The sequence below is a fragment of the Arthrobacter sp. 260 genome (assembly GCF_013116745.1).
Classification (GTDB): Bacteria; Actinomycetota; Actinomycetes; order Actinomycetales; family Micrococcaceae; genus Arthrobacter_D.
In genome coordinates, this window is the sequence record NZ_JABFOE010000001.1 from 239,109 (window position 1) to 262,970 (window position 23,862).

20 protein-coding genes are annotated in these 23,862 nt (G+C 66.4%); 12 read left to right on the forward strand and 8 right to left on the reverse strand.

Annotated features, from left to right (window positions below; genetic code table 11):
- Window positions 1-21 precede the first annotated feature (21 nt).
- From HMI57_RS01130 to HMI57_RS01140, 3 genes are all read right to left on the reverse strand, one after another.
- The gene (locus HMI57_RS01130) at window positions 22-324 is read right to left on the reverse strand and encodes a hypothetical protein (RefSeq protein WP_171584059.1); all 303 of its coding nucleotides are present in this window, start codon (window positions 322-324) and stop codon (window positions 22-24) included.
- Between the two features lie 36 nt (window positions 325-360).
- A complete protein-coding gene (locus HMI57_RS01135) occupies window positions 361-585 on the reverse strand; it encodes a DUF3107 domain-containing protein (protein ID WP_171584060.1) in 225 nt (74 codons plus the stop codon).
- Window positions 586-647: 62 nt separating this feature from the next.
- The gene (locus HMI57_RS01140; protein ID WP_318779116.1) at window positions 648-1,268 is read right to left on the reverse strand and encodes a TetR/AcrR family transcriptional regulator; all 621 of its coding nucleotides are present in this window, start codon (window positions 1,266-1,268) and stop codon (window positions 648-650) included.
- A gap of 128 nt (window positions 1,269-1,396) precedes the next feature.
- Here HMI57_RS01140 and moeB point away from each other — a divergent pair, with 128 nt between their 5' ends.
- Entirely contained in the window at window positions 1,397-2,593 is a 1,197-nt protein-coding gene (gene moeB / locus HMI57_RS01145; protein ID WP_171584061.1) for a molybdopterin-synthase adenylyltransferase MoeB, read from the forward strand.
- Between the two features lie 12 nt (window positions 2,594-2,605).
- Here moeB and HMI57_RS01150 read toward each other — a convergent pair whose 3' ends face one another.
- Window positions 2,606-3,928 (reverse strand): glutamyl-tRNA reductase, encoded by a 1,323-nt coding sequence (locus HMI57_RS01150; RefSeq protein WP_171584062.1) that lies wholly within the window; start codon window positions 3,926-3,928, stop codon window positions 2,606-2,608.
- Window positions 3,929-4,132: 204 nt separating this feature from the next.
- Here HMI57_RS01150 and hemE point away from each other — a divergent pair, with 204 nt between their 5' ends.
- The 8 genes from hemE to hemL all read left to right on the forward strand — a co-directional run bounded on the left by hemE (window position 4,133) and on the right by hemL (window position 12,917).
- Window positions 4,133-5,194, forward strand: a complete 1,062-nt coding sequence (hemE, locus tag HMI57_RS01155) for a uroporphyrinogen decarboxylase (protein ID WP_171584063.1) — start codon at window positions 4,133-4,135, stop codon at window positions 5,192-5,194.
- Between the two features lie 2 nt (window positions 5,195-5,196).
- Window positions 5,197-6,681: a protoporphyrinogen oxidase gene (hemG, locus tag HMI57_RS01160; protein WP_171584064.1), complete on the forward strand. Its 1,485-nt coding sequence runs from the start codon at window positions 5,197-5,199 to the stop codon at window positions 6,679-6,681.
- Between the two features lie 100 nt (window positions 6,682-6,781).
- Window positions 6,782-7,498: a hydrogen peroxide-dependent heme synthase gene (gene hemQ, locus HMI57_RS01165; protein ID WP_171584065.1), complete on the forward strand. Its 717-nt coding sequence runs from the start codon at window positions 6,782-6,784 to the stop codon at window positions 7,496-7,498.
- Window positions 7,495-8,709, forward strand: coding sequence for a ferrochelatase (locus HMI57_RS01170; protein WP_171584066.1), 1,215 nt, complete (start codon window positions 7,495-7,497; stop codon window positions 8,707-8,709). Before hemQ ends, HMI57_RS01170 begins: the two co-directional genes overlap by 4 nt.
- Window positions 8,706-9,659 carry a hydroxymethylbilane synthase gene (gene hemC / locus HMI57_RS01175; RefSeq protein WP_171584067.1) on the forward strand — a complete coding sequence of 318 codons (954 nt, stop codon included), beginning with the start codon at window positions 8,706-8,708 and terminating at the stop codon, window positions 9,657-9,659. The genes HMI57_RS01170 and hemC overlap by 4 nt, the downstream gene beginning before the upstream one ends.
- Window positions 9,656-10,573 carry a uroporphyrinogen-III synthase gene (locus HMI57_RS01180; RefSeq protein WP_171584068.1) on the forward strand — a complete coding sequence of 306 codons (918 nt, stop codon included), beginning with the start codon at window positions 9,656-9,658 and terminating at the stop codon, window positions 10,571-10,573. The genes hemC and HMI57_RS01180 overlap by 4 nt, the downstream gene beginning before the upstream one ends.
- Window positions 10,574-10,608: 35 nt before the next feature.
- Window positions 10,609-11,595, forward strand: a complete 987-nt coding sequence (gene hemB, locus HMI57_RS01185; protein ID WP_171584069.1) for a porphobilinogen synthase — start codon at window positions 10,609-10,611, stop codon at window positions 11,593-11,595.
- Window positions 11,592-12,917, forward strand: a complete 1,326-nt coding sequence (hemL, locus tag HMI57_RS01190; RefSeq protein ID WP_171584070.1) for a glutamate-1-semialdehyde 2,1-aminomutase — start codon at window positions 11,592-11,594, stop codon at window positions 12,915-12,917. The genes hemB and hemL overlap by 4 nt, the downstream gene beginning before the upstream one ends.
- 79 nt (window positions 12,918-12,996) lie before the next feature.
- Here the strand turns inward: hemL and HMI57_RS01195 are convergent, their stop codons facing one another.
- The 4 genes from HMI57_RS01195 to HMI57_RS01210 all read right to left on the reverse strand — a co-directional run bounded on the left by HMI57_RS01195 (window position 12,997) and on the right by HMI57_RS01210 (window position 16,537).
- Window positions 12,997-13,836, reverse strand: coding sequence for a MetQ/NlpA family ABC transporter substrate-binding protein (locus tag HMI57_RS01195; protein WP_171584071.1), 840 nt, complete (start codon window positions 13,834-13,836; stop codon window positions 12,997-12,999).
- A gap of 53 nt (window positions 13,837-13,889) precedes the next feature.
- Window positions 13,890-14,636, reverse strand: coding sequence for a methionine ABC transporter permease (locus HMI57_RS01200; protein ID WP_171584072.1), 747 nt, complete (start codon window positions 14,634-14,636; stop codon window positions 13,890-13,892).
- Window positions 14,636-15,610 carry an ATP-binding cassette domain-containing protein gene (locus tag HMI57_RS01205; protein ID WP_171584073.1) on the reverse strand — a complete coding sequence of 325 codons (975 nt, stop codon included), beginning with the start codon at window positions 15,608-15,610 and terminating at the stop codon, window positions 14,636-14,638. The genes HMI57_RS01200 and HMI57_RS01205 overlap by 1 nt, the downstream gene beginning before the upstream one ends.
- Before the next feature lie 240 nt (window positions 15,611-15,850).
- Window positions 15,851-16,537, reverse strand: coding sequence for a 3'-5' exonuclease (locus HMI57_RS01210; RefSeq protein WP_171584074.1), 687 nt, complete (start codon window positions 16,535-16,537; stop codon window positions 15,851-15,853).
- Between the two features lie 65 nt (window positions 16,538-16,602).
- On the opposite strand from HMI57_RS01210, the gene HMI57_RS01215 reads away from it, so the two are divergent.
- The 3 genes from HMI57_RS01215 to HMI57_RS01225 are packed head-to-tail and all read left to right on the forward strand — an operon-like array spanning window position 16,603 to window position 23,848.
- Window positions 16,603-17,088 carry an MGMT family protein gene (locus HMI57_RS01215; protein ID WP_171584075.1) on the forward strand — a complete coding sequence of 162 codons (486 nt, stop codon included), beginning with the start codon at window positions 16,603-16,605 and terminating at the stop codon, window positions 17,086-17,088.
- A complete protein-coding gene (locus HMI57_RS01220) occupies window positions 17,085-20,318 on the forward strand; it encodes an ATP-dependent DNA helicase (protein WP_171584076.1) in 3,234 nt (1,077 codons plus the stop codon). Before HMI57_RS01215 ends, HMI57_RS01220 begins: the two co-directional genes overlap by 4 nt.
- Entirely contained in the window at window positions 20,315-23,848 is a 3,534-nt protein-coding gene (locus HMI57_RS01225) for an ATP-dependent DNA helicase (protein ID WP_346655107.1), read from the forward strand. Before HMI57_RS01220 ends, HMI57_RS01225 begins: the two co-directional genes overlap by 4 nt.
- Window positions 23,849-23,862: the final 14 nt, after the last annotated feature.

Consider the following 23,862-nt stretch of genomic DNA (forward strand, 5'->3'; position numbering starts at 1 on the left):
CGGCGCGGGGCGGCCGGAACGCTAGTCATCGGACACCTTCCGGAGTGCTGCAGCCTCGGATGCTTCCCGGTGCTGACCGAGCCACCACGCGACACCAACGGTGATTACGGTGGAGGCGAGGATTGGCAGTAGCCAGCTGAGCCAAAACAGATCCGGGTTGTAGCCTAGCCCCGTGAACTGCACGATCACCCAGCTGGCCAGACCCGAGGCGAGGGCGAGGACCGGCAGCAGCAACGTGTTGTAGTGCTGATGGTGCCGGTTGGCGAATCGCACGGCAACGCCGAGCACCAGCGTCACCAGGGTGACTGCCAGGAGCGTTACCATGCCCGACCCCGCCTCTGGTCCTGATTGGGCCGCTCGCTAGAGGGCCCCGAAACCTACCCGGCGTGACTCTTCGGCGCCGATTTCCACGTAGCCGAGAACGTTTGCTGGCACGATGACGTGGCGGCCCTTGCTGTCCGCCAGCCGGAGCTCAGAACCGCCGTTCATCGCCTTTGCAACAATGTCCGCAACCTCGTCGGCGGTCTGTTCGGACTCGAGAACGATTTCCCGGTTGACGTTCTGGATACCAATCTTGATTTCCATGGCGGTTCCTCCTGCTATAGCGGTAAGTGGGTGGTGATTGCTTGCCCTCACTGGAACTTACTCTAGATTTCCTTGGGGAAGCGACTGATTCCGCGCCAAGCTAAACGGTAAATCAGCTCGCTCGCGGCATCGATGTCCATGCTGCCGTCAGTCTCCAGCCAGTAGCGCGCGCTGACCTGTGCCATCCCGGCCAGACCGTGCCCCAGCAGAGTCGCTTCCAGATGGGACAGGCGGGTGTCCTCCGCGATCACGCCAGCGATCGCGTCGGCAAACCGGGCGTTGAACTCTTCCAGCCGGCCGCTGACGTCGGGGTCGTTGAACAAATCGGATTCAAAGACCAACCGGTGAGCCTGGCTGTCCTGGGCTATGAACTGGAAGTAAGCCCGCATCGTGGCGTGCACCCGGAGCTTGTTGTCGGTGGTGGACTGGAGAGCCTCCACCAGCAGGGCGGTCAGCTCGGCGAGGTGGCTTTCCAGCAATGCCAGGTATAGCTCCCGCTTCCCCGGGAAGTGCTGGTACAGCACTGGCTTGCTGACCTTCGCCACCTCGGCAATTTCGTCCATCGCCGCACCGTGGTACCCGTTGGCAACAAACACTTCGTGGGCGGCGCTCAGCAGCTGACGCCGTCGCTCATCCCGCGGGAGGCGGGTTGGTTTGCCGCCTGTCGGTGCTTCTGCGCTCACAGTTCGTCTGGCTTTCGGTCGAGGGTGTCCCACGGTGGGGCCGGGGAGGTAGCCTCCAGTTTACCCGTGGGTAACCTCTCCGGTCGCGCGGCTGGCCCCCGGCAGTTCAACGGGCATACATTTAATGCATGAGCACAAACGGCCAGGCTCTGGCCCCCCTGGTTGCCCCGCATGCCACGCTGACCCGGGAAGAGACTGAGCGCTATTCCCGCCACCTGATCATCCCCGAATTTGGGATGACAGCGCAGCAGCGTCTGAAGAACGCCCGGGTGCTGGTTATCGGTGCCGGTGGCCTGGGCTCCCCAGCGCTGTTGTATCTCGCCGCGGCCGGGGTAGGGACACTCGGCATTGTCGATGACGACGTCGTTGACCTGTCCAACCTGCAACGGCAGATCATCCACGGGGTCTCGAACGTCGGGCAGTCGAAGGCGGAATCGGCGGCCCAGCGCATCGCGGAACTGAATCCGCTGGTCACCGTTATCAAACACGAGGTGCGGCTGGACAACAGCAACGCCGTGGACATCTTCTCCGGGTACGACCTCATTCTGGATGGCACCGACAACTTCGCCACCCGCTACCTGGTCAACGATGCTGCCGAGATCCTGGGAAAGCCCTATGTCTGGGGCTCAATTCTCCGGTTCGACGGGCAGGTGAGCGTGTTCTGGGCCAAGCACGGCCCGAGCTACCGTGACCTGTACCCGGATGCCCCACCGCCAGGATCGGTGCCGTCCTGCGCCGAGGGCGGGGTGCTCGGTGTCCTGTGTGCCCAGATCGGGTCGGTCATGGTCAACGAGGCGATCAAGTTGATCACCGGCACGGGGGTTTCGCTGCTGGGTAGGGTGCTGATCTTCGATGCACTGCAAATGAGCTGGCGCGAGGTGCGCGTCCGTCGCGATCCCGACGCGTCGCCGGTTACCGAGCTGATGGACTACCAGGCGTTCTGTGGACTCCCGGCCGCCGGCGACACAGCGGCCGACGAAGCGTCGGAGAACCGCGTGCCGTCGGTCAGCGTCGCCGAGCTCGAGCGGTTGCTCCGCGAACGGGGAAGCGGGGAGCGAGATTTCGACCTGATCGATGTCAGGGAACCGGGGGAATACGAAATTGTCCGAATCGACGGCGCTACCCTCATGCCCAAGAACTCGGTGCTCTCCGGCGAACTGACGGTCAGCGCGGACCGGGATGTCTACGTGCACTGCAAGGCGGGTGGGCGATCAGCCGACGTGGTCCGGCACCTGCGCACCGAAGGACACTCGCGGGTCTACAACGTGGACGGCGGCATCCTGGAGTGGGTCAAACAGATTGAGCCGGAGAAGCCGGTCTACTAGAACTGAGTCAGGTTAGGCAGTGCCGGTGGCAGGCGGATCCTGCCGTACCGGGCAGCTGGCTTCGCCCGACTGGTTGGCCGGGGCGTCCAGGTTGATGCCGTACAACGCTTCCAGCGCTGCGGCGTAGTCCTGTTGGCGGCCGTCGGCTGCCAGTTCCCGGGCGCGGACCGTCGGCACGTGCAGTAGTTGGCGGACCATCCGCCGCAGAGCGAACTCCACTTCTTCTGCCGCCGCGGTGCACCCGTGCTGGGCTCTGACTTTCTGCATTTCAGATTCCAGCACCTGCTGGGTGTGCTTCCGGAGCGCGACGATAGCCGTGTCCATGGCCCGCGAGTTCTGGCGGTCCTGGAAGTTCCTCGCGGCATCGGCGACGAGTGTGCTCGCCTGGCTGAGGGCCGCGGCCTGTTCGCTGGGGGCTGCAGCCCGCACCGACTCGAGGGTGATCAGTTCAACGTTGTGCAGGGAACCCACGGCTGGGTCGAAATCGTGGCTGAGCGCGAGGTCGACGATGATCAGGGGCTTGTCGACGCCGGCGCGGACCCGCTCGACGTCGTCGGCCTCGACCCGGTTGTCGCTGCCGCTGCAGCCCACCACAATGTCGGCCTCAGCCAGCGCGGCGGGGAGGGTTTCGGAGGTCAGCGCGACGCCGCCCCGGGTGGAGACAAAGGTTTCGGCGCGGTCGGAGGAGGAGTAGACCGAGACATTGGTGCAGCCCTTCTCCTTCAGCAGTGCCATGGTGGCACCGGCGTAGGCGCCGGTCCCGAACACCACCACTGACTTGTCAGCGAATTCGCGGGTAAGCGAAAGGTCAGCTGCGAGTTCAAGGGCGACCGACACGATGGAGCGGCCCTGGCTGCCCAGCGCTGTCTGTGCCCCGACGTCCTTCGCGGTGCGGGAGGCTTCCTGGAAGAGTCGAACCAGCGGTCCGCTGGTGGTCCCTTTGGCCTGGGATTCGATCAATGCGCGACGCACCTGGCCGGCGATTTCCCGTTCGCCGACGACGGCCGAGTCAAGGCCCGCACCGACAGCGAAGAGGTGACGGGCAACATCCTCGCCCGTGCGGGTGGTGAAGGCCGATGAGACCCAGCTCTCGGGTAGACCCGACAGCTCACTGATGCGGGCGATGACTGTGGAGCGTGCAGCCTCCACATCGTCGCTGGACGGGGCATCGCAATAGATTTCGAGGCGGTTGCAGGTGGCCAGGGTGACTGCCCCGGAGACCGCCGGGCCGTCAGCGAGCACAACGGATGCGACCTGGTCGGCGCCGACACTGAGTCGGGCGACGGTTTCCAGATCCACATCGGAATGGGTTGCAACCAAGGATAGTAAAACCACAGCCCCACCAGCATAGCGAAATCTGTGCCCCACCCTTGAATAGGCTTGCCTAAGTTCCCCGCCAATCCAGGGATCGGGGCGACCCGGTTCGGGGTGAGATTCACCACCTTGCGCCAGCCGGAGGGCGGGGGAGCCGGGCGGTCCACCACATGTCGGCGACGGGCGGGTTAACCCAAACCGTCCGAACTTGGGCACAATCGAGATATGACTTTGAGTGCAACACACCCCCTGGTAGATGGCCGGACTTCCTCCTCGCCACTGATCTCGGCCTACCGCGGTGAGCGGCCCAGCCGTCGCCCGGTGTGGTTCATGCGCCAGGCCGGGCGATCGCTGCCCGAGTACCGCAAACTGCGGGAGGGGACAGCAATGCTCGACTCGTGCCTGGACCCGGCCATGGCCTCGGAGATCACCCTCCAGCCGGTCCGCCGCCACGACACGGATGCGGCCATCTTCTTCTCCGACATCGTCATCCCGCTGAAACTTGCCGGCGTCGACGTCGACATTGTCCCGGGAATCGGGCCGGTGCTCGGCTCCCCGATCCGCACCGCCGCCGACGTCGCGGCGCTGCCGGAGCTCACCGACGAGGCGCTTGAACCGATCCGGCAGGCGGTCGCGCTGACCGTCGCTGAACTCGGCAGCACCCCACTGATCGGTTTTGCAGGCGCGCCGTTCACGCTCGCCGCCTACATGGTCGAGGGCAAACCGTCCCGCGACCACCTCGGCCCCCGCACCATGATGCACTCCGACCCGGAGACCTGGGGTGCTCTTACGCGTTGGGCTGCCGACGCGTCGGGCAAGTTCCTCCGGGCCCAGCTGGAAGCCGGTGCCAGCGCGGCGCAGCTGTTCGATTCATGGGCTGGATCCCTCGGTCTGGCGGACTACCAGGCACACGTCGCCCCCGCCTCCGGCCGTGCCCTCGAGTTCGTCAGGGGCCTCGGCGCACCCCTCATTCACTTCGGGACCGGCACCTCGGAGCTGCTGGTCGCCATGCGCGATGTCGGGGTGGACGTGGTGGGAGTGGATTACCGGCTTCCCCTCGACGAGGCCAACCGGCGTCTCGGCGGCACGGTTCCGCTGCAGGGCAACATCGACCCTGCCCTGCTCACCGCGCCGTGGGAGGTGCTCGAAGCACACGTGCTCGACGTACTGAAGGCGGGGTCAGCCGCCCCGGGCCACGTGGTGAACCTCGGCCACGGGGTACCGCCGGACACCGATCCCACAGTCCTCACGCGCATCGTCGAACTCGTCCACTCGGTGGAACCGTAACCATGCCGCACCGCACCACTGTTTCCCGCCAGGCGGCGGCCAAGACCGTCGTCGTCATCGGTGGCGGAATGGCCGGGCTGATCGCGGCCCGTGAGCTGGCGGGCCGGGGTCTGGACGTCACAGTCCTCGAGCGCTCAGCGGGTTTCGGCGGTTGCGTTGCCGACCACGAGGTCGCCGGGCTGAGGCTGGACAGCGGTGCCGAGTCCTACTCCACCCGTTCGGAGACGGTCCCGGCGCTGGCACGCGAACTGGGCCTCGGGGACCTGCTGGTCACCCCCAACCCGGTGGGCGCCTGGATCCGGTTCCCCGGAAAAGACCCCCAGCACAGCGCGATGCCGTTGCCCCGCAGCGGCATCCTGGGTATTCCCGCCGACGTGCTGGACCCCGACATCGTTAAGGCCATCGGCCGCGCGGGAGCGCTGCGCGCATCCCTGGACCGGGTGCTGCCCCTCGGAAGCCTGTACAAGGACGACGGCGTCAGCCTCGGCGAGGTGGTGCGCGCACGGATGGGAGTGGACGTCCTCGACCGTCTCGTTGCCCCGGTGGTCGGCGGAGTATTCTCTGCTGACCCTGATGACTTGGACGTCGATTCGGTGGCACCGGGCCTCCGCAAGATGATGAAGAAGCACGGGTCACTCGGCGCTGCAGTAGGCGCCATGCGCGCAGCAGCGCCGGCCGGATCAGCGGTCGGGGGACTGAGCGGAGGGATGGCCCAGCTCACGCGGGTGCTGACCACCGAACTGAGCGACGCTGGCGTTCACCTGCAGCCCGGGAACGACGTGCGCAGCATCGCGCGCGCCGGGACCGGCTGGACGATCACCACGAGCGCTTCCACCGGCACCGAACCCACCGGCACCGAACCCACCGGCACCGAGTCCACGATGACGGCAGACGCCGTCGTGATGGCAGTGGATGGGCCTGGCGCCGTCGACCTGCTGGGTGAGGCACTGCCGCGGCTGGTCACTGACCGCCCCCGGGCGGTTCCCGGCGTTGCGCTGGTGACCCTCGTGGTCGACGTCCCGGAACTCGACGCACATCCCCGGGGGACCGGCGTCCTGGTGGCTGCGGGGGCCGAGGGAGTCAGCGCCAAAGCACTCACCCACGCCACCGCCAAATGGCAGTGGCTCGCCGACCAGGCCGGGCCGGGTTCGCACGTGCTGCGCCTGTCCTATGGCAGGGCTGGGCAGGTGGGGGAGGAACTCGCCGACGACGACAGCCTCTACCGGCAGGCGCTCGCCGACGCGTCGGCCCTGCTGGAGACCCCGATTGCCGATGATGACGTGGTGGGCTGGAAGGTGGTCCGCTGGAACGGTGCGCTCCCTCACGCGTCAGTCGGTCACCGGGACCTGGTGGCACGCGTCCGTGCCGCCGCCGCTGTTGAGCGCACTCTGGAAATCACCGGCGCCTGGCTGGCAGGAACTGGTCTCGTAGCCGTGATCGACGACGCACGGGTGCGGGCGAAAGCGCTGGCCGACCGGCTCACCTAGCGGCCGGAAAATTCGGCGGCACTGTGATGTTCGCGACTTTCTACGCGCAGTAGAACCTTTGAATTTCGGTTTGCTCATTGCGGCGGGGCAGACTAGTACCATGAGTGAGCAAACCCGCACGGAGCACACGCAGAATCCTTCAACAGCCACCGACGGCGACGTCGCGGCAGAGCAGTTCTTCACCCTGTGGACGGTGTTCAAGCGGAGTGCGCTCACGCAGCCCTCCGCCACCGGATCACTCGACTCAGTAGTCGCCTCCCTTGAGGCGGACGGGGTCACGCTGCGCGGCTTCTACGACGTATCAGCGATGCGTGAGGAAGCTGACGTCATGGTCTGGCTCCACGGATCCAAGCCCGAAGCGCTGCAGGCAGCAGTCCGGAAAATCCGCCGCACCGCCGAGTTCGCGTCCGCAGAGATTGTCTGGTCGGCGATGGGAGTCCACCGGGCGGCAGAATTCTCCAAGAGCCACTCGCCGGCCTTCTCACGCAACGTTCCGCCGGCCGAATGGGTCTGCGTCTACCCGTTCGTCCGCTCCTACGACTGGTACATCCTGCCATCGGAAGAGCGCCGGGAAATGCTGTACGACCACGGGATGAAGGGCCGCGACTACCCGCAGGTCCTGTCCAACACCGTCTCCTCCTTCGCGCTCGGCGACTGGGAGTGGATCCTGGCCCTTGAAGCCCCCGAACTCGTTGACCTCGTTGACCTCATGCGCCACCTGCGTGAGACAGAGGCCAGGCGTCATGTTCGTGACGAAATTCCCTTTTATACCGGACGGCGGATCGATACCGCCGGGATTGCAGAGGTGCTCCTATGACCGCACAGGCATTTCACCCGCTCGACGGTGTTGACGACTCCGGCCGGATGGCGCCAAAGAACTACGACGCCATCGTGCTCGCCTCGTTCGGCGGACCCGAGGGCCAGGAGGATGTGATCCCCTTCCTCCGCAACGTCACCCGCGGCCGTGGGATCCCCGACGAGCGGCTTGAAGAGGTCTCGCACCACTACCGTGCCAATGGAGGCATCAGCCCCATCAACGCACAGAACCGTGCGCTGAAGGCAGCTATGGAAGCCGAACTGGCCAGCCGCGGGATCGACCTGCCCGTGTTCTGGGGCAACCGCAACTGGGCCCCGTTCATCGCTGACACCCTGCAGGAGGCGTACGACGCCGGCCATCGCCGCGTCCTGACTGTCACCACCAGCGCCTACTCCTGCTACTCAAGCTGCCGCCAGTACCGCGAGGACCTGGGTATGGCCCTGGTCGAGACCGGCCTCGACGGGAAGCTCGAAGTGGACAAAGTCCGTCAGTACTTCGACCACCCCGGCTTCGTCGAGCCTTTCGTTGAAGGGGTGACTGATGGTCTGGCAGCGCTGCGCCGGAAGCTCGCCGACAGCGGGGAAGCCGACGCGCCGATGCACATCCTGTTCGCGACCCACTCGATTCCCACCGGTGACGCCGACGCTGCTGGCCCCCGGGTCAACGGCGAGGCCGACGGCGGTCCCGCCTACGCAGAGGGTGCCTACGTAGCCCAGCACCTGGCCACCGCGCAGGCGGTCCTCGACCGCATCCCGACCTCGGCCAACGTCGACTGGTCGCTGGTCTACCAGTCGCGCTCCGGCGCTCCCCATGTGCCGTGGCTCGAGCCCGATATCAACGACGCCATCAAGGACCTCGCCGCTGCCGGTACCAAGGGCGTCGTGATTGTGCCCCTCGGGTTCGTCAGCGATCACATGGAAGTGAAATGGGACCTCGACACCGAGGCCCTGGAGACCTGCGCCGACCTGGGCATCCTCGCCGAGCGGGTCCCGACTCCGGGAACCCACGAGAAATTCGTGGCCGGGCTGGTGGATCTGGTCTGCGAACGCACCATTGATAACAACATTGCCGAACGGCCCGCCGCAACGAACCTGGGACCCTGGTTCGACGTGTGCCGGCCGAACTGCTGTGCCAACCGTCGGGGACCGAAGCCTACCGTTGCTGCCGCCGACTCGACGGTCGGTGTTCCGGGGACGGCTCCGGCCTCGTGACCCAGCCGCTCCGGGTTGGTACGCGCGCCAGCGCGCTGGCTCTCACCCAGACCACCACGGTCGCCGAACGGGTTAGCGACCTGAGCGGGGCGCACCACGAACTGGTCCGGATCCGCACCGAGGGGGACGTCCACAAGGGGTCCCTTACCCAGATCGGCGGGACCGGGGTGTTCGTTGCCGCGCTCCGCGACGCGCTGCTCGATGACCGCTGTGACCTTGCGGTGCACTCCCTGAAGGATCTGCCCACCACCCCTGCCGACGGGCTGACAGTAGCTGCGATCCCTGAACGCTCCGACACCCGTGACGCGCTCTGCGCCCGCGACGGACTGACTCTGGCTACCCTGCCCGACGGTGCCACGGTGGGAACCGGGTCCCCCCGCCGGGCGGCGCAGTTGCGTGCAGCCCGGCCCGGCCTGGACGTCATCGACATCCGCGGCAACGTTGACACCCGCCTGGGCAGGGTCGCCGGGCTCAGTGACTCGGGGCCCGGGGACCTGGACGCGGTGGTCCTCGCAGCAGCCGGGCTGCTCCGGCTCGGCCGTGATTCACACATCACCGAGCTCATCGACCCGACCGTCATGTTGCCGGCTCCGGGCCAGGGAGCCCTTGCCGTTGAATGCCGGACCAGCGACGCCGAAGACTCATCGTTCGCCGCTGCCCTGCGCGACTATGACCACACCAGCACCCGGCTGGCGGTCACAGCCGAGCGGGCCGTCCTGCGCCGGCTCGAAGCGGGGTGCAGTGCACCCATTGGGGCGCTCGCCACGATCAACGAGGGGGTCCTTGCCCTGCAGGCAGTGGTCTGCAGCCTCGACGGGACGAAACTGCTGCGCCTGGCCCGCTCGGGACGGGACCTCTCAGTTGACGGGGCCGACGCGCTCGGTGTTGGGCTTGCTGAGGACCTCCTTGCTGCGGGGGCAGCCACCATCGCGCCACTCACCGCTCAATGACCCCAGCCCCGGCCTCCGGTGCGCTGCCGCTTGAGGGTGTCAGCACCGTATTGCTGCGCGGGGCAGACCAGGCAGGGCCGATTCTCGCGGAACTGACCCTTCGGGGCGCGACCGTGAAACTGCTGCCGCTCATTGACTTCGAAATCCCCGAAGACACCGGACCGCTCGATGCAGCTCTGCACCGCCTGCAGTCGGGGGGTTTCAGCTGGCTCGTCGTGACGAGCAGCACCACCGTCCGCGCCCTGAAGCAGCGGTCCGCCCACCTCGGGCTGGACCTCCCCGGCGGGTTACCCCGCCACACCCGCGTCGCGGCAGTCGGCGAGGCCACCGCCAGCGCGCTGGCAGCCGAAGGGTACCGGGTGGATCTGGTTCCCGGGCGGACCGGCCAGGAAAGCGCCGCGTCCGGGCTGGCCGCAGCCCTGCGCACGCTGCCACCCGAAGGCCAAGTCCTGCTCCCGCAGGCCGACCTCGCGGCTGACACCCTGGAACGTTCGCTCAGCGGGCAGGGCTGGGATGTTCTTAGAGTGATCGCCTACCTCACCGTCGCCTACCCGGCCGCTCCAGCACGGCGGCTGACCACTTTGGTCCCACCGGAAGCCGAGCGGGACGCGCCGACGTCGGCCGCGACCTCGGCTCCGACCGAACTGGATCCCGCAGGGTTCTGGGCGGCCGTGGCCGACGGCGCAGTCGACGCGGTGGTATTCACCTCACCAAGTACCGTCCGCAGGCTGGGCGAACAAAAGCCCAAACCAAGCGGAGCTAATTTCCCGGCCGGTCTGGCCGCCGTCATGATTGGCGCCAGCACGGCTGCCGAAGCGGTGCGGTGGGGCATGCCCGTCGCAGCCGTCGCCGCGGAACCGACACCCGCGGGAATAGCCGACGCCGTTGCCGCCGCGGTGCGGGACCACCCCTGATCGTGACAGGCTAAGTGCAAGAGAGAAGGAGCACCATGAGTTTCCCCCAACACCGGCCCCGTCGGCTGCGGACCACACCGGCGCTGCGCCGGCTGACGGCCGAGCATCGGCTCAGCCCCGCCGAGCTGGTGCTGCCAGCCTTCATCAGGGAGGGCCTCACCAGCCCACACCCTATTTCCTCGATGCCCGGGGTGGTCCAGCACACCACCGACTCCCTGAAGCGTGCCGCAGCGGAAGCTGTCGGGTTGGGAGTTGGTGGCATCATGCTGTTCGGTGTCCCGGCGCACCGAGATGCGACCGGTAGCGCCGGCCTGGACCCGGACGGCGTGCTGAACCGGGCAATCGCCGATGTCCGCGCCGAGGTGGGCGATGGCCTCGTCATCATGAGTGACGTGTGCCTTGATGAATTCACCGACCACGGGCACTGTGGTGTCTTGGCCGCTGACGGCACGGTCGACAACGACGCCACGCTCGCCATCTACGCGGAGATGGCCGTCGCCCAGGCGGACGCTGGCGCGCATGTGCTGGGGCCGTCCGGGATGATGGACGGCCAGGTGGCGGTCATCCGCCAGGCACTCGAGGAAGCGGGACACCAGGAGACAGCCGTGCTGGCCTACGCCGCCAAGTACGCTTCAGCGTTCTACGGTCCGTTCCGGGAGGCGGTTGACTCGCAGCTGAAGGGCGACCGGCGCACCTACCAGATGGACGCAGCCAACCGCCGCGAGGCACTGCTTGAGGTCGAACTGGACCTCGAGGAAGGAGCGGATATGGTGATGGTCAAACCCGCCATGAGCTACCTCGACATCCTCGCCGACGTCGCAGCGCTGTCCCCCGTGCCGGTCGGCGCCTACCAGATCTCCGGCGAGTACGCCATGATCGAAGCCGCCGCGGCCAACGGGTGGATCGACCGCCGCCGGGCCATCGAAGAATCTGTCCTTGGCATCAAGCGCGCCGGCGCGAACATTATATTGACCTATTGGGCCACTGAACTTGCCGGCTGGCTGAAGGAGCAACACTCATGACCGTTTCAGAAGATCTTTTCGCTAGGGCTCAGACCCTGATGCCGGGCGGTGTGAACTCGCCGGTCAGGGCCTTTGGTTCGGTCGGAGGCACCCCCCGTTTCCTGGTCTCCGCGAAGGGCCCGCACGTCACCGACGCCGACGGCCGGGAGTACGTCGACCTGGTCTGCTCGTGGGGCCCCGCCCTGCTCGGACATGGGCACCCTGCGGTGCTGGACGCGGTGCACCGTGCAGCTGACAAGGGTCTGTCCTTTGGAGCGTCCACCCCCGCTGAGGCCGATCTGGCACAGCTGGTGCAGGATAGGGTGCCAGCCGTGGAACGTCTCCGGATGGTCTCCACGGGCACCGAAGCCACCATGACCGCTGTCCGGCTGGCCCGTGGCTACACCGGACGCAACCTGATCGTGAAGTTCGCTGGGTGCTATCACGGTCACCTCGACTCCCTGCTGGCCGCCGCTGGCTCCGGGGTGGCCACCCTGGCGTTGCCCGGCTCGGCCGGAGTCACCGCGGCCACCGCCGCCGAGACACTGGTCCTGCCCTACAACGACCTTGCCGCTGTCGAGGCCGCGTTCGCCGAACACGGGGATTCAATCGCCGCGGTGATCACCGAGGCAGCGCCTGCCAACATGGGCGTCGTCACCCCCGGTCCCGGTTTCAACGCCGGTCTCGCCAGGATTACTGCGGCGCATGGCGCGCTGCTCATCGTCGACGAGGTCCTCACCGGATTCCGGGTGGGCCCGGGCGGGTACTGGGGCCTCACCGGGGGTGCCGCTGACACAGCCGAGGCCTGGACCCCTGACCTGCTGACCTTCGGAAAGGTGATTGGTGGTGGCCTTCCCGCGGCGGCCCTCGGCGGCCGCGAAGAGGTAATGAACCACCTCGCCCCGCTCGGTCCCGTCTATCAGGCCGGCACGCTCTCAGGTAACCCGCTGGCGATGGCGGCCGGGGTAGCCCAGCTGACCGCCGCAACGCCGGAGGTCTACCGGCAGATCGACTCCGCCTCGCTGGCCCTGTCAACGGCACTGTCCAGCGAACTGGACCGCGCCGGGGTGGATCATTCCATCCAGCGCGCGGGGAACCTGTTCAGCGTGGCCTTCGGTACGTCGTCGGGCGGCGTGCACAATTACGCCGACGCGCTGGCGCAGCAGGCCTACCGGTACGCACCGTTCTTCCACTCAATGCTGGATTCAGGCGTCTACCTTCCGCCGTCGGTGTTCGAGGCGTGGTTCCTGTCCTCGGCGCACGACGACGCGGCCATGAACCGGATCTACGAAGCGCTGCCCGCAGCAGCGGCCGCCGCAGCGGGAGCGACTCCGGACAACTGAACCTGACTCAAGACAACAAAGAACCCCGCACCGAGACGGTCTGCGCTCTCGGTGCGGGGTTCTTTGGGTTAAGTATCGTTTAGGAAGCCGGTGCGACGTCGCCGCTCGGCCACTGCTCCTCGATGTAGGCCTTGACCTCGGGGGAGTGGAGGAGCTCTTCCAGCTTGTCGATCCGGGCGTCACCCTCCGAAGCGGTGTTCCACGCCAGGAAGTTTGCGTACGGGTTGCCGTCCAGCGACTCCACCACCAGAGCGTCGGTGGTGCTCAGGCCGGCGTCGAGAATGTAGTTCCCATTGATGATCGCCAGGTCGACGCTGGGATCCTGCAGGTCGTTGAGCAGCAGCTCAGGCTGGTTCTCGATGAACTCCAGACCCATCGGGTTTTGCTCGTCGGACAGGGCGAGCACCGACGCGTCCTCGGCAACATCCTCCAGCAGCCCGGCATCCTGCAGCAGGGTCAGCGCACGGGCCTGGTTCGACGGGTCGTTGGTGATCGCAATGCGTCCACCCTCGGGGATATCAGCGATGTCGCCGTGCTGCTCGGAAAAGGCAGCGTACGGTTCGATGTGGACACCCTCGCCGTGGGAGAACTCGTAGCCCTGACCTTCGACCTGGCTCTCGAAATAGGGCAGGTGCTGGAAATAGTTGGCATCCAGATCCCCGTCGCTGAGAGCGATATTGGGGGTGGTGTAGTCGTCGAACTCGGTGATCTCCAGGTCGAGCCCTGCGTCTTCGGCCAGATTTTCATCGACGAACTCGAGGATCCGGGCGTGGGGCTGCGGGCTTGCGCCAACGGTGATGGTCTGGGGGTTCGCCGGGTCCAGCGAGGAGACGACCTCGGTATCCGCCGACCCGCCACAGGCGCTCAGGGCCAGGGAAGCAGCGACACCGGTGATGGTGAGGGTGAGTAGCTTGCGCAACAGAATTGGTTTCCTTTCAAGATGACTTACAAAAAAGACTTGTGACCTGGTGGCTAGCTGCCGACCACCTGGACGGCAGCCCGACGGCGGAGGCGTTTGCCGCTTCCGGCTGTCGCGGCCGAGCGATGGTCAACGCGGCGGGCGGCGGCGTCACCGGCAAGCTGGATCGCCTGCACAATGAGCACGATGATGATGATCACCACCACCATGACTGTGGTGTCGAATCGTTGCAGGCCGTAGTTGTAGGCCAGCCGTCCGAGCCCGCCACCGCCGATGATTCCTGCCATCGCCGAGTAGCCGACCAAGGTGACCAGCGTCGTCGTGAAGGCGGCGATCAGGCCGGGAAGCGCCTCACGAAGCAGGACCTTGCTCACTACCTGCATCCGGGTGGATCCCATCACGAGGGCGGCATCGATCTTCCCGCTGCTCACATCCCTCAGTGACGTCTCGACCAGGCGTGCGAAGAACGGGATGGCACCAATGCTCAGTGACACCGACGCGGCGACCGGCCCGATCGACGTGCCGGTCAGGAGCCGGGCCAGCGGGATCAGCGAAACCATCAGGATGGCGAATGGAATGGAACGGGTGATGTTGACGACGACGCCGCTGATCACCTTGTTGGTCAGTGGCATGGGACGGAGCCCGTCGGGGGCGCTGGCTGACAGGAAGACACCCAGGGGCAGCCCGATCAACAGGGTAAAGAACCCCGAGATGCCGACCATCTGCAGGGTCGCAGCAAACTCCTCGGGCAACGCGCGGGTGATACCAGGGTTGGTGAACAGCTGATCAAGAAATTCCATTACGCCACCTTCGCCGAGACGCCCTGGGCCTGCAGGTACTCGAGCATTTCATCGATCGGCGCTGGCTCCTCGACCTCAATGCGGAGCCGGCCAAACCGGCTGTCTGCAAGCGTCTCCACACTTCCGGCCAGCACGTTGATCCTCAGGTCGAACTGGCGTCCAAGGTCGGACAGGACGGGCCCGGAGGCGACGTCACCGGCCAGCAGTAGTTCAAGGGCCGGCCGGTCGCCAGGTCGGTGGGCTGGCAATGGCAGGAGTGCCTGCGACAGTTTCCCGTCAAGCTTGGCGGCGACGTCCCGGAGTTGGCCATGCTCCACAACGCGTCCATCTTCCAGAAGGGAAACCGAGTCGCAGATGCGCTTCACGACATTCATCTCGTGCGTGATGATGAGCACGGTCAAGCCCAGGGTGTCGGTGAGATTGTGGATCAGGTCCAGGATGTCATCGGTGGTCGTGGGGTCGAGGGCTGATGTGGGTTCGTCGCAGAGCAGCACATCCGGGTCGGAGGCCAGGGCCCGCGCAATCCCGACCCGTTGTTTCTGACCGCCGGAAAGCTGCGAGGGGTAGGCGTCAGCGAAACCGGCGAGGCCTACCAGGTCCAGGAGCCGTGCGACAGTGCTGGCAATGTCGGACTTCGGCGTCTTCACCAGCTCCAGCGGATGGGCGACGTTCTGCGCTGCCGTCCGCGAATCCATCAGGTTCGCGTGCTGGAACACCATTCCGATGCGACGTCGTGCGGTGCGGATTTGTGAATCGGGGACCGCGGTGAGTTCCCGGCCGTCGATCGTCACTGAGCCCGAAGTGGGACGGTCGAGGAGGGTCAGGCACCGGACGAGGGTGGACTTTCCGGCACCTGAGTGCCCGATGATCCCGTGGATTGACCCCCGCGGCACTGTCAGAGACACACCGTCCAGAGCGGTGATGGTGCGGGTGCCCTGCTGGTAGGTCTTGCGCAGGTCGGAGACGGTGATCATTGGCCCTCACGGTTGCAGATGCGCCCCAGGGCCTTGATGGATCCTGGTGGCGGGCGCACTCGCCAGCGCCCAAGCCATCTTCACACGCATGAAAGAAGTGACTGAACTTTTGTGCTAAGCATCACGCTGACATTGCCAATCCGGGATCTGCGCGACGATACTCGAAGAATCTTCGACTGCTCGTCGTTGGGAAGCGCTGAATCGGTGAAGAGGCGAGGCGGAAGAAGTGGGGAGCGGTGGCTAGGAGGCGATTGCCGGCCAACGCCCCTCGACCACTGCCGACGGGTCCTCGCGGCGGAGGTACTCCTGAAAGCTCTCGGCCTGCCGCGCCGCCCACACCACCTGCGATGCGTGAAGCGCATCGGCCGGGTGCTGCAGGCGGGGGAACCGGGCAGCCAGGACCGCTGCCACCCGCAACGTCGCCAGTACATCGGCGGCCGAGGTGTGGGCGTTCTCGAATGGCACCCCATAGTGTTCGCACATGGCGGTCAGGGTCCGTTTGCCGCGCCGGTAGCGGTCCGCCTGCTTGTCCATGATGTAAGGATCCAGCACGGGGAACGGCAGCGGCACCGATACGCCGTGGCGTTCGCCTTCGCGGGCCAGCACGGTGAAGTCGTAACGGGCATTGAAGGCAAGCACCGGGGTGCCCGCGGCGAACAACCGGCCGAGGACCGCAGCGACCTGTCCGACAACCTGCTGCACCGGTTGGCCGTCCCGACGGGCCCGTTCGGTGCTGACCCCGTGGATGGCTGCGGCCTCGGCGGGAATCTCGACACCGGGGTCAGCCAGCCATTCGTGCTGTTCCAGCAGCGCCCCGTCGCCGTCGACCAGCAGGATCGAGGCGGTCACAATCCGCGCCTGCTGCGGATCGCGTCCGGTGGTTTCGAGATCAAATGCTGCGCGGGGGTGGTGGTGCCAACTGTCCATACCTCAAGACGCTATCGGTCGGCTACGACATTTTCGGGGAGGTTCCTCCGGCTAGGCTGGAATTCATGCGTGCGGACTTTGCTGAGGCGGTGTATGAGGTGGCGGAGCAGATTCCCGCCAGCCTGGTGTTGTCCTACGGCGACATTGCCGAACTCCTGGAAATGGCAGGCCCGCGCCAGGTGGGGGCTGCGATGTCCCGCTCCGGGGACGGCGTGCCCTGGTGGCGGGTTATCCGCGCGAGTGGGCAGCCACCCCGCGGCCTCAGCGCACGGGCGCTGCCCTTCTACACGGCAGAAGGAACTCCGCTGCGCACCAAAGAACCGGAAGTGGGAGGGTCCGCAGCCGGGTACACAATCGATATGCGGTCGGCACGCTGGCATCCGACAGCCCACGAACGCACCATCCTCGACGGCATCCGCGACCGCCTTGCGGCCTACTCCGATCCGGCAGCGGCCCTCCCGGGATCGGCGGAGACTGTGTCAGGCGAAAGAATTGCGTCTCAGAAGGCTGCGGCGAAAATGTCAGTGGCCCGTGATGAGCTGTTGCCATGAGTTTGATACCACGGCTGGTGACCGCTCCGGGCGCCGATGAGCCCGCCTCCTCAGTACCCCACCTCAGCCCCGAGCAGCTCCGGGTTGTTGAGCTGGGTGCAGGCAGCGGGCCGGTGCTGGTGCTCGGCGGCCCCGGCACCGGCAAGTCAACCGTCCTGATCGAGTCGGCCGTGCGCCGGATCAACGAGGAGGATCTCGACCCGTCGACGGTGCTGATGCTTGCCCCCTCACGACTGGGTGCCGCCCGGTTGCGTGACGCATTGACCGCTCGCCTAAACCGGAGCCTCAGCACCGCACCGGCGCGCACCTGGACCTCCTACGCGTTTGACCTGATCCGCAGGGCACGGATCGCCGGCAGGATGCCGGAGCTGGTCCGCAGCCCCCGGCTCCTCTCCGGCGCTGAGCAGGACCTCATCATCAAGGAACTCCTGGACGGCCACAACCGGCCCGGGGCCATCGCGCTCGGCTGGCCGGACGGGCTGTCCCTGGCCCTGGGCACCCGTGGGTTCAGGCAAGAGGTGAGGGAGCTGTTCGACCGGGTCAGCGAATACGGAATGGACCCGGCCGAACTCGCGGATCTGGGCCGCCGGTTCGACCGGCCCGACTGGACGGCTGGCGCTCAGCTGTACCGTGAGTACCGCGACGTCGTGGACCTGCGGATGCCCGAAGCCTTTGACCCTGCCGGAGTCCTGACCGCCGCCCGGCACCTGCTGGAGTTCGATGAGGAGTTCCTCGATCAGGAGCGTGCCCGCCTGCGGCTGATACTGGTGGATGACTACCAGGAGTCCAACGCGGCCGTCCACGCATTGCTGACCCTGCTGGCCCGGGACCGCGATGTACTGGTGGCGTCGTGCCCGGACACGGTGGTCCACGGATTCAGGGGTGCCCGGCCGGAGCTCACCGGGAGACTCGCAACAGACCTGACCACCACTGAACTCCACACCATTGCGCTCACGGCTTCCCACCGGTTGTCAGGCCCGCTGGCCAGTGCCTGGCAGAACGTCGCCTCACGCATCTCGGTGGTGGGCGGTTCCCCGGTGTACCGGACGCTTGAAGTTCCGACGCCGGGCACGGGAACCGTTCCAGCCGCGGGAACGACCAATGTTTCGGCGCACCTGGTCGATTCTTCCTTCCACGAACTGCGGTACGTTGCCCAACGCATTCTTGAGGCACAGCTCTTCGGCGGACGAAGCCTCGCCGATGTCGCAGTAATTGTCCGGACCGGCGCACAGGTGAACGAGTTCCAGCGCTACCTGACGGGCCAGGGCATTCCCGTTAACGTTCCGGCGGCCGAGCGCGCCATCCGCGACGAACCTGCGGTTAAGCCACTCCTGGACATCTTCGGTGTGGTGCTGGGACAGGTCCACCTCGACGCCGAGGTAGCCGTTTCACTGCTCTGCTCGCGGATCGGGGGAGCCGGGACCCTTGAACTTCGTCGGCTACGCCAGAGTCTCCGCCAGGAGGAGGTGGCGTCCGGCCGCGGACGTACCAGCGACGAACTGCTCGTGGAAGCGCTGACCGATCCCCAGCTGCTCAGCTCCGGGTTGCAGGGCGGGACGGCGGCACGCCGGATCTGTCGCATGATCGCCGCTGGAACCGCTGCGCTCGACGCACCCGGAGCCAACCCCGAGACGGTGTTGTGGGCCCTGTGGGAGGCCTCCGGATGGTCCTCCAAATGGGCTGACGCGGCAGTGGCGGACGGGCCGTCGTCGGCCCGGGCCGACCGCGACCTTGACGCCGTGGTCGCCCTCTTCCAGACCGCTGAACGATTCGTCGACCAGGTGCCAGGTGCTCCGCCAGCACGATTCCTTGAGTATCTGACCAGCCAGGAACTGCCCATGGACACCCTGGCTCCGCGCGCCCAGAAGCAGGAATCGGTCGCCCTGCTCACCCCTGCCAGCGCGGCGGGCAGGCAGTGGCCCGTGGTCATCGTCGCCGGTATCCAGGAGGGCGTCTGGCCAAACCTCCGGCTGCGGGGGGAATTGCTAGGGTCCGGGGAGCTCACAGCGCTGATGGATCACGGAGCCGACTTCCGGCGGCACCGTGACCCCCTAATCCTGATGCAGGAGATTCGCTTCGATGAGCTACGAAGCTTCTCGGTTGCCGTGTCACGGGCGGCCGAGGAACTCATCTGTTGTGCTGTCGCTTCAGATGTGGCGCAACCGTCCCCGTTCCTCGACCTGGTGGATCCGCTTCCGCCGGGCCAGCTGGAGCGACCCCGCACCGAGGTGCAGCGGCCGCTGACCCTCCGGGCACTGGTTGCGGAACTCAGGAAGTATGCGCAGCAGGCCCCCACGCACCCGGACCTTTCAGCGGAGGCGGCGCGCCACCTGGGAACGATGGTCAATCATTCGCCGGAAGTACCCGGCGCACATCCGAACGCGTGGTGGGGCCTGAAGGAACTGTCAACCACGTCGCCTGTCGCGCCAGCGGACCAACCAATCCCGGTATCGCCCTCCAAGGTCGACGCCGTGCTGAAGTCGCCGCTGAACTGGTTCGTCTCGGCCGCCGGTGGCGAACCGACGATGGACTTCGCCCGATCGCTGGGGACGCTGGTGCACGGGATCGCCCAGGACTATCCGGAGGCGACCGGCAACCAGTATGTCGAGGAGCTGCAGCGGCGGTGGCCGTCCCTGGGCATGAAGGAGAACTGGGAAGGGAAGATCGACTTCGAGCGGGCCGAGCAGATGGTCCGGAAGCTCGCCGGCTACGTCTTGACGATGCGGAAGTCGGGCCGGGCGCTGGTCGGCACGGAGGTGGACTTCGAGGTCGACCTTGAGATTGCAGTCGGGGACGAGCAGCGTGTGGCGCGGCTCCGTGGACAGATCGATCGCCTGGAAATTGATGCCGAGGGCCGGCTGGTTATTGTCGACCTCAAAACGGGGAAGTCCTCACCGCCGCAGGCAGACCTTCAACAGCACCCTCAGCTTGCCTCGTACCAGGTGGCCCTGAACGAGGGTGCGCTGACGGGCGGGCTGGCCCCCGGATCCGGCGGTGCGGCACTGGTTCAGCTCGGCACCACCCGCAAGGAAGCGGGAGTCCAACAACAACCAGCACTGTCCACTGACGACCGATGGGCGAGGGAAATGATCGAGGAGGCAGCGGGTCTGATGTCCGCAGCGCAGTTTGACACGGTTCACGATCCGAAACGCTCGGGTCACGGCGGATCGGGGTGCAGGCTTCCCGAGATCTGTCCGCTGTGCCCAGAGGGCCGGCAGGTGACCGAGTGACCAGCCAGGCACCACCTACCGATTCCATTGCCACCTCCACTCGTGGCGAAGCTCCGGAGAACCGCCCTGTACCGAGGTTTTCCGCGCGGGAGCTGGCCGAATTGCTGCACCAAGACCCGGATTCGCCGGTGCAATACCCGACGCCCGACCAGGTCACAATCATTGAAGCGCCCCTGGAGCCGCTGCTGGTGATTGCGGGTGCCGGATCGGGCAAGACGAAGACGATGGCTGACCGCGTGGTCTGGCTCGTGGCCAACGCTCAGGTACGTCCCGAACAGATCCTCGGAGTGACCTTCACCAAGAAGGCAGCGGGGGAGCTGTCCACGAGGATCCGGCAGCAGCTGGCCGCCTTCTACCCGGCGTTGCACGCGGCTGGCTACGACGAGGTTGACGAAGACCGCCTCGATCCCAGCGTCTCCACTTACCACTCCTACGCGAACGCGATCGTGCAGGACTACGGGCTGCGGATCGGGGTGGAACGGGATTCGGTACTGCTGGGCGCCGCGCAGGCCTGGCAGCTGTCCAGCTCAGTGGTGGAGGCCTACGAGGGAGAGTGGGAACACTTCAGTGCCGCGAAATCCACCCTGGTGAAAGCTGTCCTGTCGATGGCCGGGGAATGCGCTGAACACTTGGTGACCCCCGCGGAGGTGCGGGGGATTCTTCGGGAACAGATCTCGGCCGTGGGCGAGCTTGAGTACGCCGCAGGCACGTCCCGCCGCCCGGCCCAGGCGGTGTCGAAACTGTTGGACAAGCTGCGGACCCGGATCACCGTCACGGAACTGGTCGAGCACTACTCCGACGCCAAACATTCCCGCCGACAGCTCGACTTCGGTGACCTGGTGGCACTTGCCGCCCGGATCGTCAGTGACATTCCCGAGGCAGTCGAAATGGAGCGACGCAAGTTCAAGGTGGTGCTGCTGGACGAGTTCCAGGACACCTCGTTTGCCCAGATGGTGCTGTTCTCCAAGCTGTTCGGGGACGGCCGGGCGGTCACCGCGGTAGGGGACCCCCACCAGTCGATCTATGGGTTCCGGGGGGCGTCGGCGGGCCAGCTCGGCACCTTCCGCCACACATTCCCTCTGACTGTCGACGACGGGCTCCGTCCGTCACCGGTGGCCAACCTTTCGGTCGCCTGGCGCAATGGAACCAGTATCCTCGCTGCGGCGAACGCAGTCGCCGCGGAACTCAACCAGACCCCCAGCTGGCTCCGGTCCACCACCCTGTTCGTTCCCCCGCTCGAACCCAAACCACGGGCAGGTGTGGGCGAGGTCTACCTGGGGCGGTTCCTCTGCGAGGCGACAGTGACGAATCAAACAGTAACGAATCACACCGGGACGAATCACACCGGCACGCTCCCGGGTGAGGCGGCAATCCTCGCGGACCAGGTGGTCCAGCACCGGCGTCGTTCGTTTGAACGCGGCGCCGACGGCCGGCGGCTCAAACCAACCGTGGCAGTGCTCTGTCGCGGGCGCCGGCAGTTTGAACCGATCAGGGCTGAACTCGAACGGCGCGGCATCCCCGTCCAGATCATTGGGCTGGGCGGACTGCTCCGCACCCCCGAAATTGTTGAGCTGTTGGCGGTGCTGAGGGTGCTCGGCGATCCGGACCGTTCGGACTCCCTGCTCCGACTGCTCTCCAGCGCGCGGTGGCGGATCGGTGCGGCGGACATTATGGCTTTGGGCGACTGGTCCCGGCAGCTGGCCAGGCGCAGAATGTTCTCGGCGACCGGGCAGGGCGCCGGTCCCGAGGCGGAGCCTGGCACGGGGGTCAGCAAGGACCCGAACGAGCCCGTGGTCCTGCCTGACACAGTGGAAGCGGGCAGCCTGGTCGAGGCGGTCGACCAGCTTCCGCCGGTTGACTGGGTATCGGGAAGCGGCCGGGGGCTGAGTGCCGAGAGCCGTACCCGCCTGACCAGCCTCCGCGATGAGCTGCGCGTCCTCAGGGATTTCGTTGGTGATGACCTGACCACACTGATCAACGAGGTGGAACGCCGGATTCTGCTCGATATCGAGGTGGCAGCAAAGCCCCAAGTCGGTATCCACGAGGCCCGGCGGAATCTCGATGCATTTGTCGAGGCGGTGGCCGGGTTCAGCTCGACCGCTGAACGTGTTGACCTGGCGGCTTTTCTGGCCTGGCTTGAGGCAGCTGACGCCGAGGAGGACGGCCTGCACGTCACCCAGCTGGAGACTAACCGGGACGCCGTGCAGCTGCTGACAGTGCACGCAGCGAAGGGACTGGAATGGGACATCGTGCTTGTCCCGGGCCTCAACGAAGGGTCGTTCCCCAGCGGGTCGGACTCCCGATGGAGCAGCGGCGATTCGGCGATTCCCTGGAACCTCCGGGGAGACGCTGCCGAACTCCCACAGTGGGACTGGGAGCAGCCCGACCAGGTGTCCTGGATCGCCAGTGAGAAGGACTTCACTGCCGAAGCCCGCTACCACGCCGAGCGGGAAGAACGACGGCTTGCCTATGTGGCTTTCACCCGGGCCAAGTTCGTCCTCGTCTGCACCTCGGCGGCATGGGGCGGGGGCCGTTCCAAACCGACGCCACCGTCGCCGTACCTCACCGAGCTGCGTGAACTCGCAGAGCAGCGTCAGCCTGGCTTCACTCTCCTTGGTTGGTTGCCTGAGGAGGATGAGGGTGATACCAATCCGGCGAACTCAGTGCTGGCACGGGCTGCCTGGCCCGCAGATCCCCTTCGGTCGCGCCGGCCGGGAGTCGAGGCCGCCGCCTCAGCGGTGCTTGCCGCAGCAGCCGAGCAAATGGCCGGTGCGCCCCGAGCCACAGCCGGTAGTGACGACCCGTCCCAGGTCGCGGGCGGCCGCTGGGCCGAGGAAACCCGGTTGGCCCTCGCCCGGCATTCACGTCACGCGGTGAGCTCAGCAGTGGAGCTGCCCGCGCACATATCGGCGTCGCTACTGGTGGAACTCTCCGACGACCCAGCCGCCGTCGCGCGCCAGCTTCGGCGGCCGGTTCCGCGGCGCCCCGGAATGGCTGCCCGCCGAGGAACTGCCTTCCACTCCTGGATCGAGGAGTACTACGGAACGAGCGGGATGCTGGACCTCGGCGAGACTCCGGGAGCGGACTCACACATAGACGAGGCACTTGATCTGGAGGAAATGATCAGCACTTTCAGGAACTCCGTCTGGGCGCAACGCGGGCCCGTGGAACTTGAAGTGCCGATCGAGACGAAGGTGGGTTCCCTGGTGGTTCGGGGCCGGATCGACGCAGTGTTCAGCGACGGTCACGGCAACTGGGAGCTTGTCGACTGGAAAACCGGTACCCCACCGTCCCGCGAGAAACTCGCTGTCCGTTCAGTGCAGCTGGCTCTGTACCGGCTGGCCTGGGCGCGGCTGAAGGAGGTTCCTCTGGAATCGGTCCAGGCGGCCTTTTACTATGCCAGCACCGACACAGTGATTCGTCCCCACGATCTGGCTGACGAGGCGGGGCTGGAGAACATCATTCAGAGGGCGACCGCTGCGCCCCCGACCTCCCGCGATGCGCCGACCCAGCGGGCTGTCCGGGGCTAGCTGGACTTGATGCC

What these genes read in the sequence shown, in the direction of transcription:
- hemQ (WP_171584065.1), top strand. Translation starts at nt 6,782, where the DNA reads ATGAGTGAGCAAACCCGCACGGAGCACACGCAGAATCCTTCAACAGCC.
- HMI57_RS01130 (WP_171584059.1), bottom strand. Translation starts at nt 324, where the DNA reads ATGGTAACGCTCCTGGCAGTCACCCTGGTGACGCTGGTGCTCGGCGTT.
- HMI57_RS01170 (WP_171584066.1), top strand. Translation starts at nt 7,495, where the DNA reads ATGACCGCACAGGCATTTCACCCGCTCGACGGTGTTGACGACTCCGGC.
- HMI57_RS01205 (WP_171584073.1), bottom strand. Translation starts at nt 15,610, where the DNA reads ATGATCACCGTCTCCGACCTGCGCAAGACCTACCAGCAGGGCACCCGC.
- HMI57_RS01180 (WP_171584068.1), top strand. Translation starts at nt 9,656, where the DNA reads ATGACCCCAGCCCCGGCCTCCGGTGCGCTGCCGCTTGAGGGTGTCAGC.
- hemE (WP_171584063.1), top strand. Translation starts at nt 4,133, where the DNA reads ATGACTTTGAGTGCAACACACCCCCTGGTAGATGGCCGGACTTCCTCC.
- hemB (WP_171584069.1), top strand. Translation starts at nt 10,609, where the DNA reads ATGAGTTTCCCCCAACACCGGCCCCGTCGGCTGCGGACCACACCGGCG.
- moeB (WP_171584061.1), top strand. Translation starts at nt 1,397, where the DNA reads ATGAGCACAAACGGCCAGGCTCTGGCCCCCCTGGTTGCCCCGCATGCC.
- HMI57_RS01135 (WP_171584060.1), bottom strand. Translation starts at nt 585, where the DNA reads ATGGAAATCAAGATTGGTATCCAGAACGTCAACCGGGAAATCGTTCTC.
- hemG (WP_171584064.1), top strand. Translation starts at nt 5,197, where the DNA reads ATGCCGCACCGCACCACTGTTTCCCGCCAGGCGGCGGCCAAGACCGTC.
- hemL (WP_171584070.1), top strand. Translation starts at nt 11,592, where the DNA reads ATGACCGTTTCAGAAGATCTTTTCGCTAGGGCTCAGACCCTGATGCCG.
- HMI57_RS01220 (WP_171584076.1), top strand. Translation starts at nt 17,085, where the DNA reads ATGAGTTTGATACCACGGCTGGTGACCGCTCCGGGCGCCGATGAGCCC.
- HMI57_RS01200 (WP_171584072.1), bottom strand. Translation starts at nt 14,636, where the DNA reads ATGGAATTTCTTGATCAGCTGTTCACCAACCCTGGTATCACCCGCGCG.
- HMI57_RS01210 (WP_171584074.1), bottom strand. Translation starts at nt 16,537, where the DNA reads ATGGACAGTTGGCACCACCACCCCCGCGCAGCATTTGATCTCGAAACC.
- HMI57_RS01215 (WP_171584075.1), top strand. Translation starts at nt 16,603, where the DNA reads ATGCGTGCGGACTTTGCTGAGGCGGTGTATGAGGTGGCGGAGCAGATT.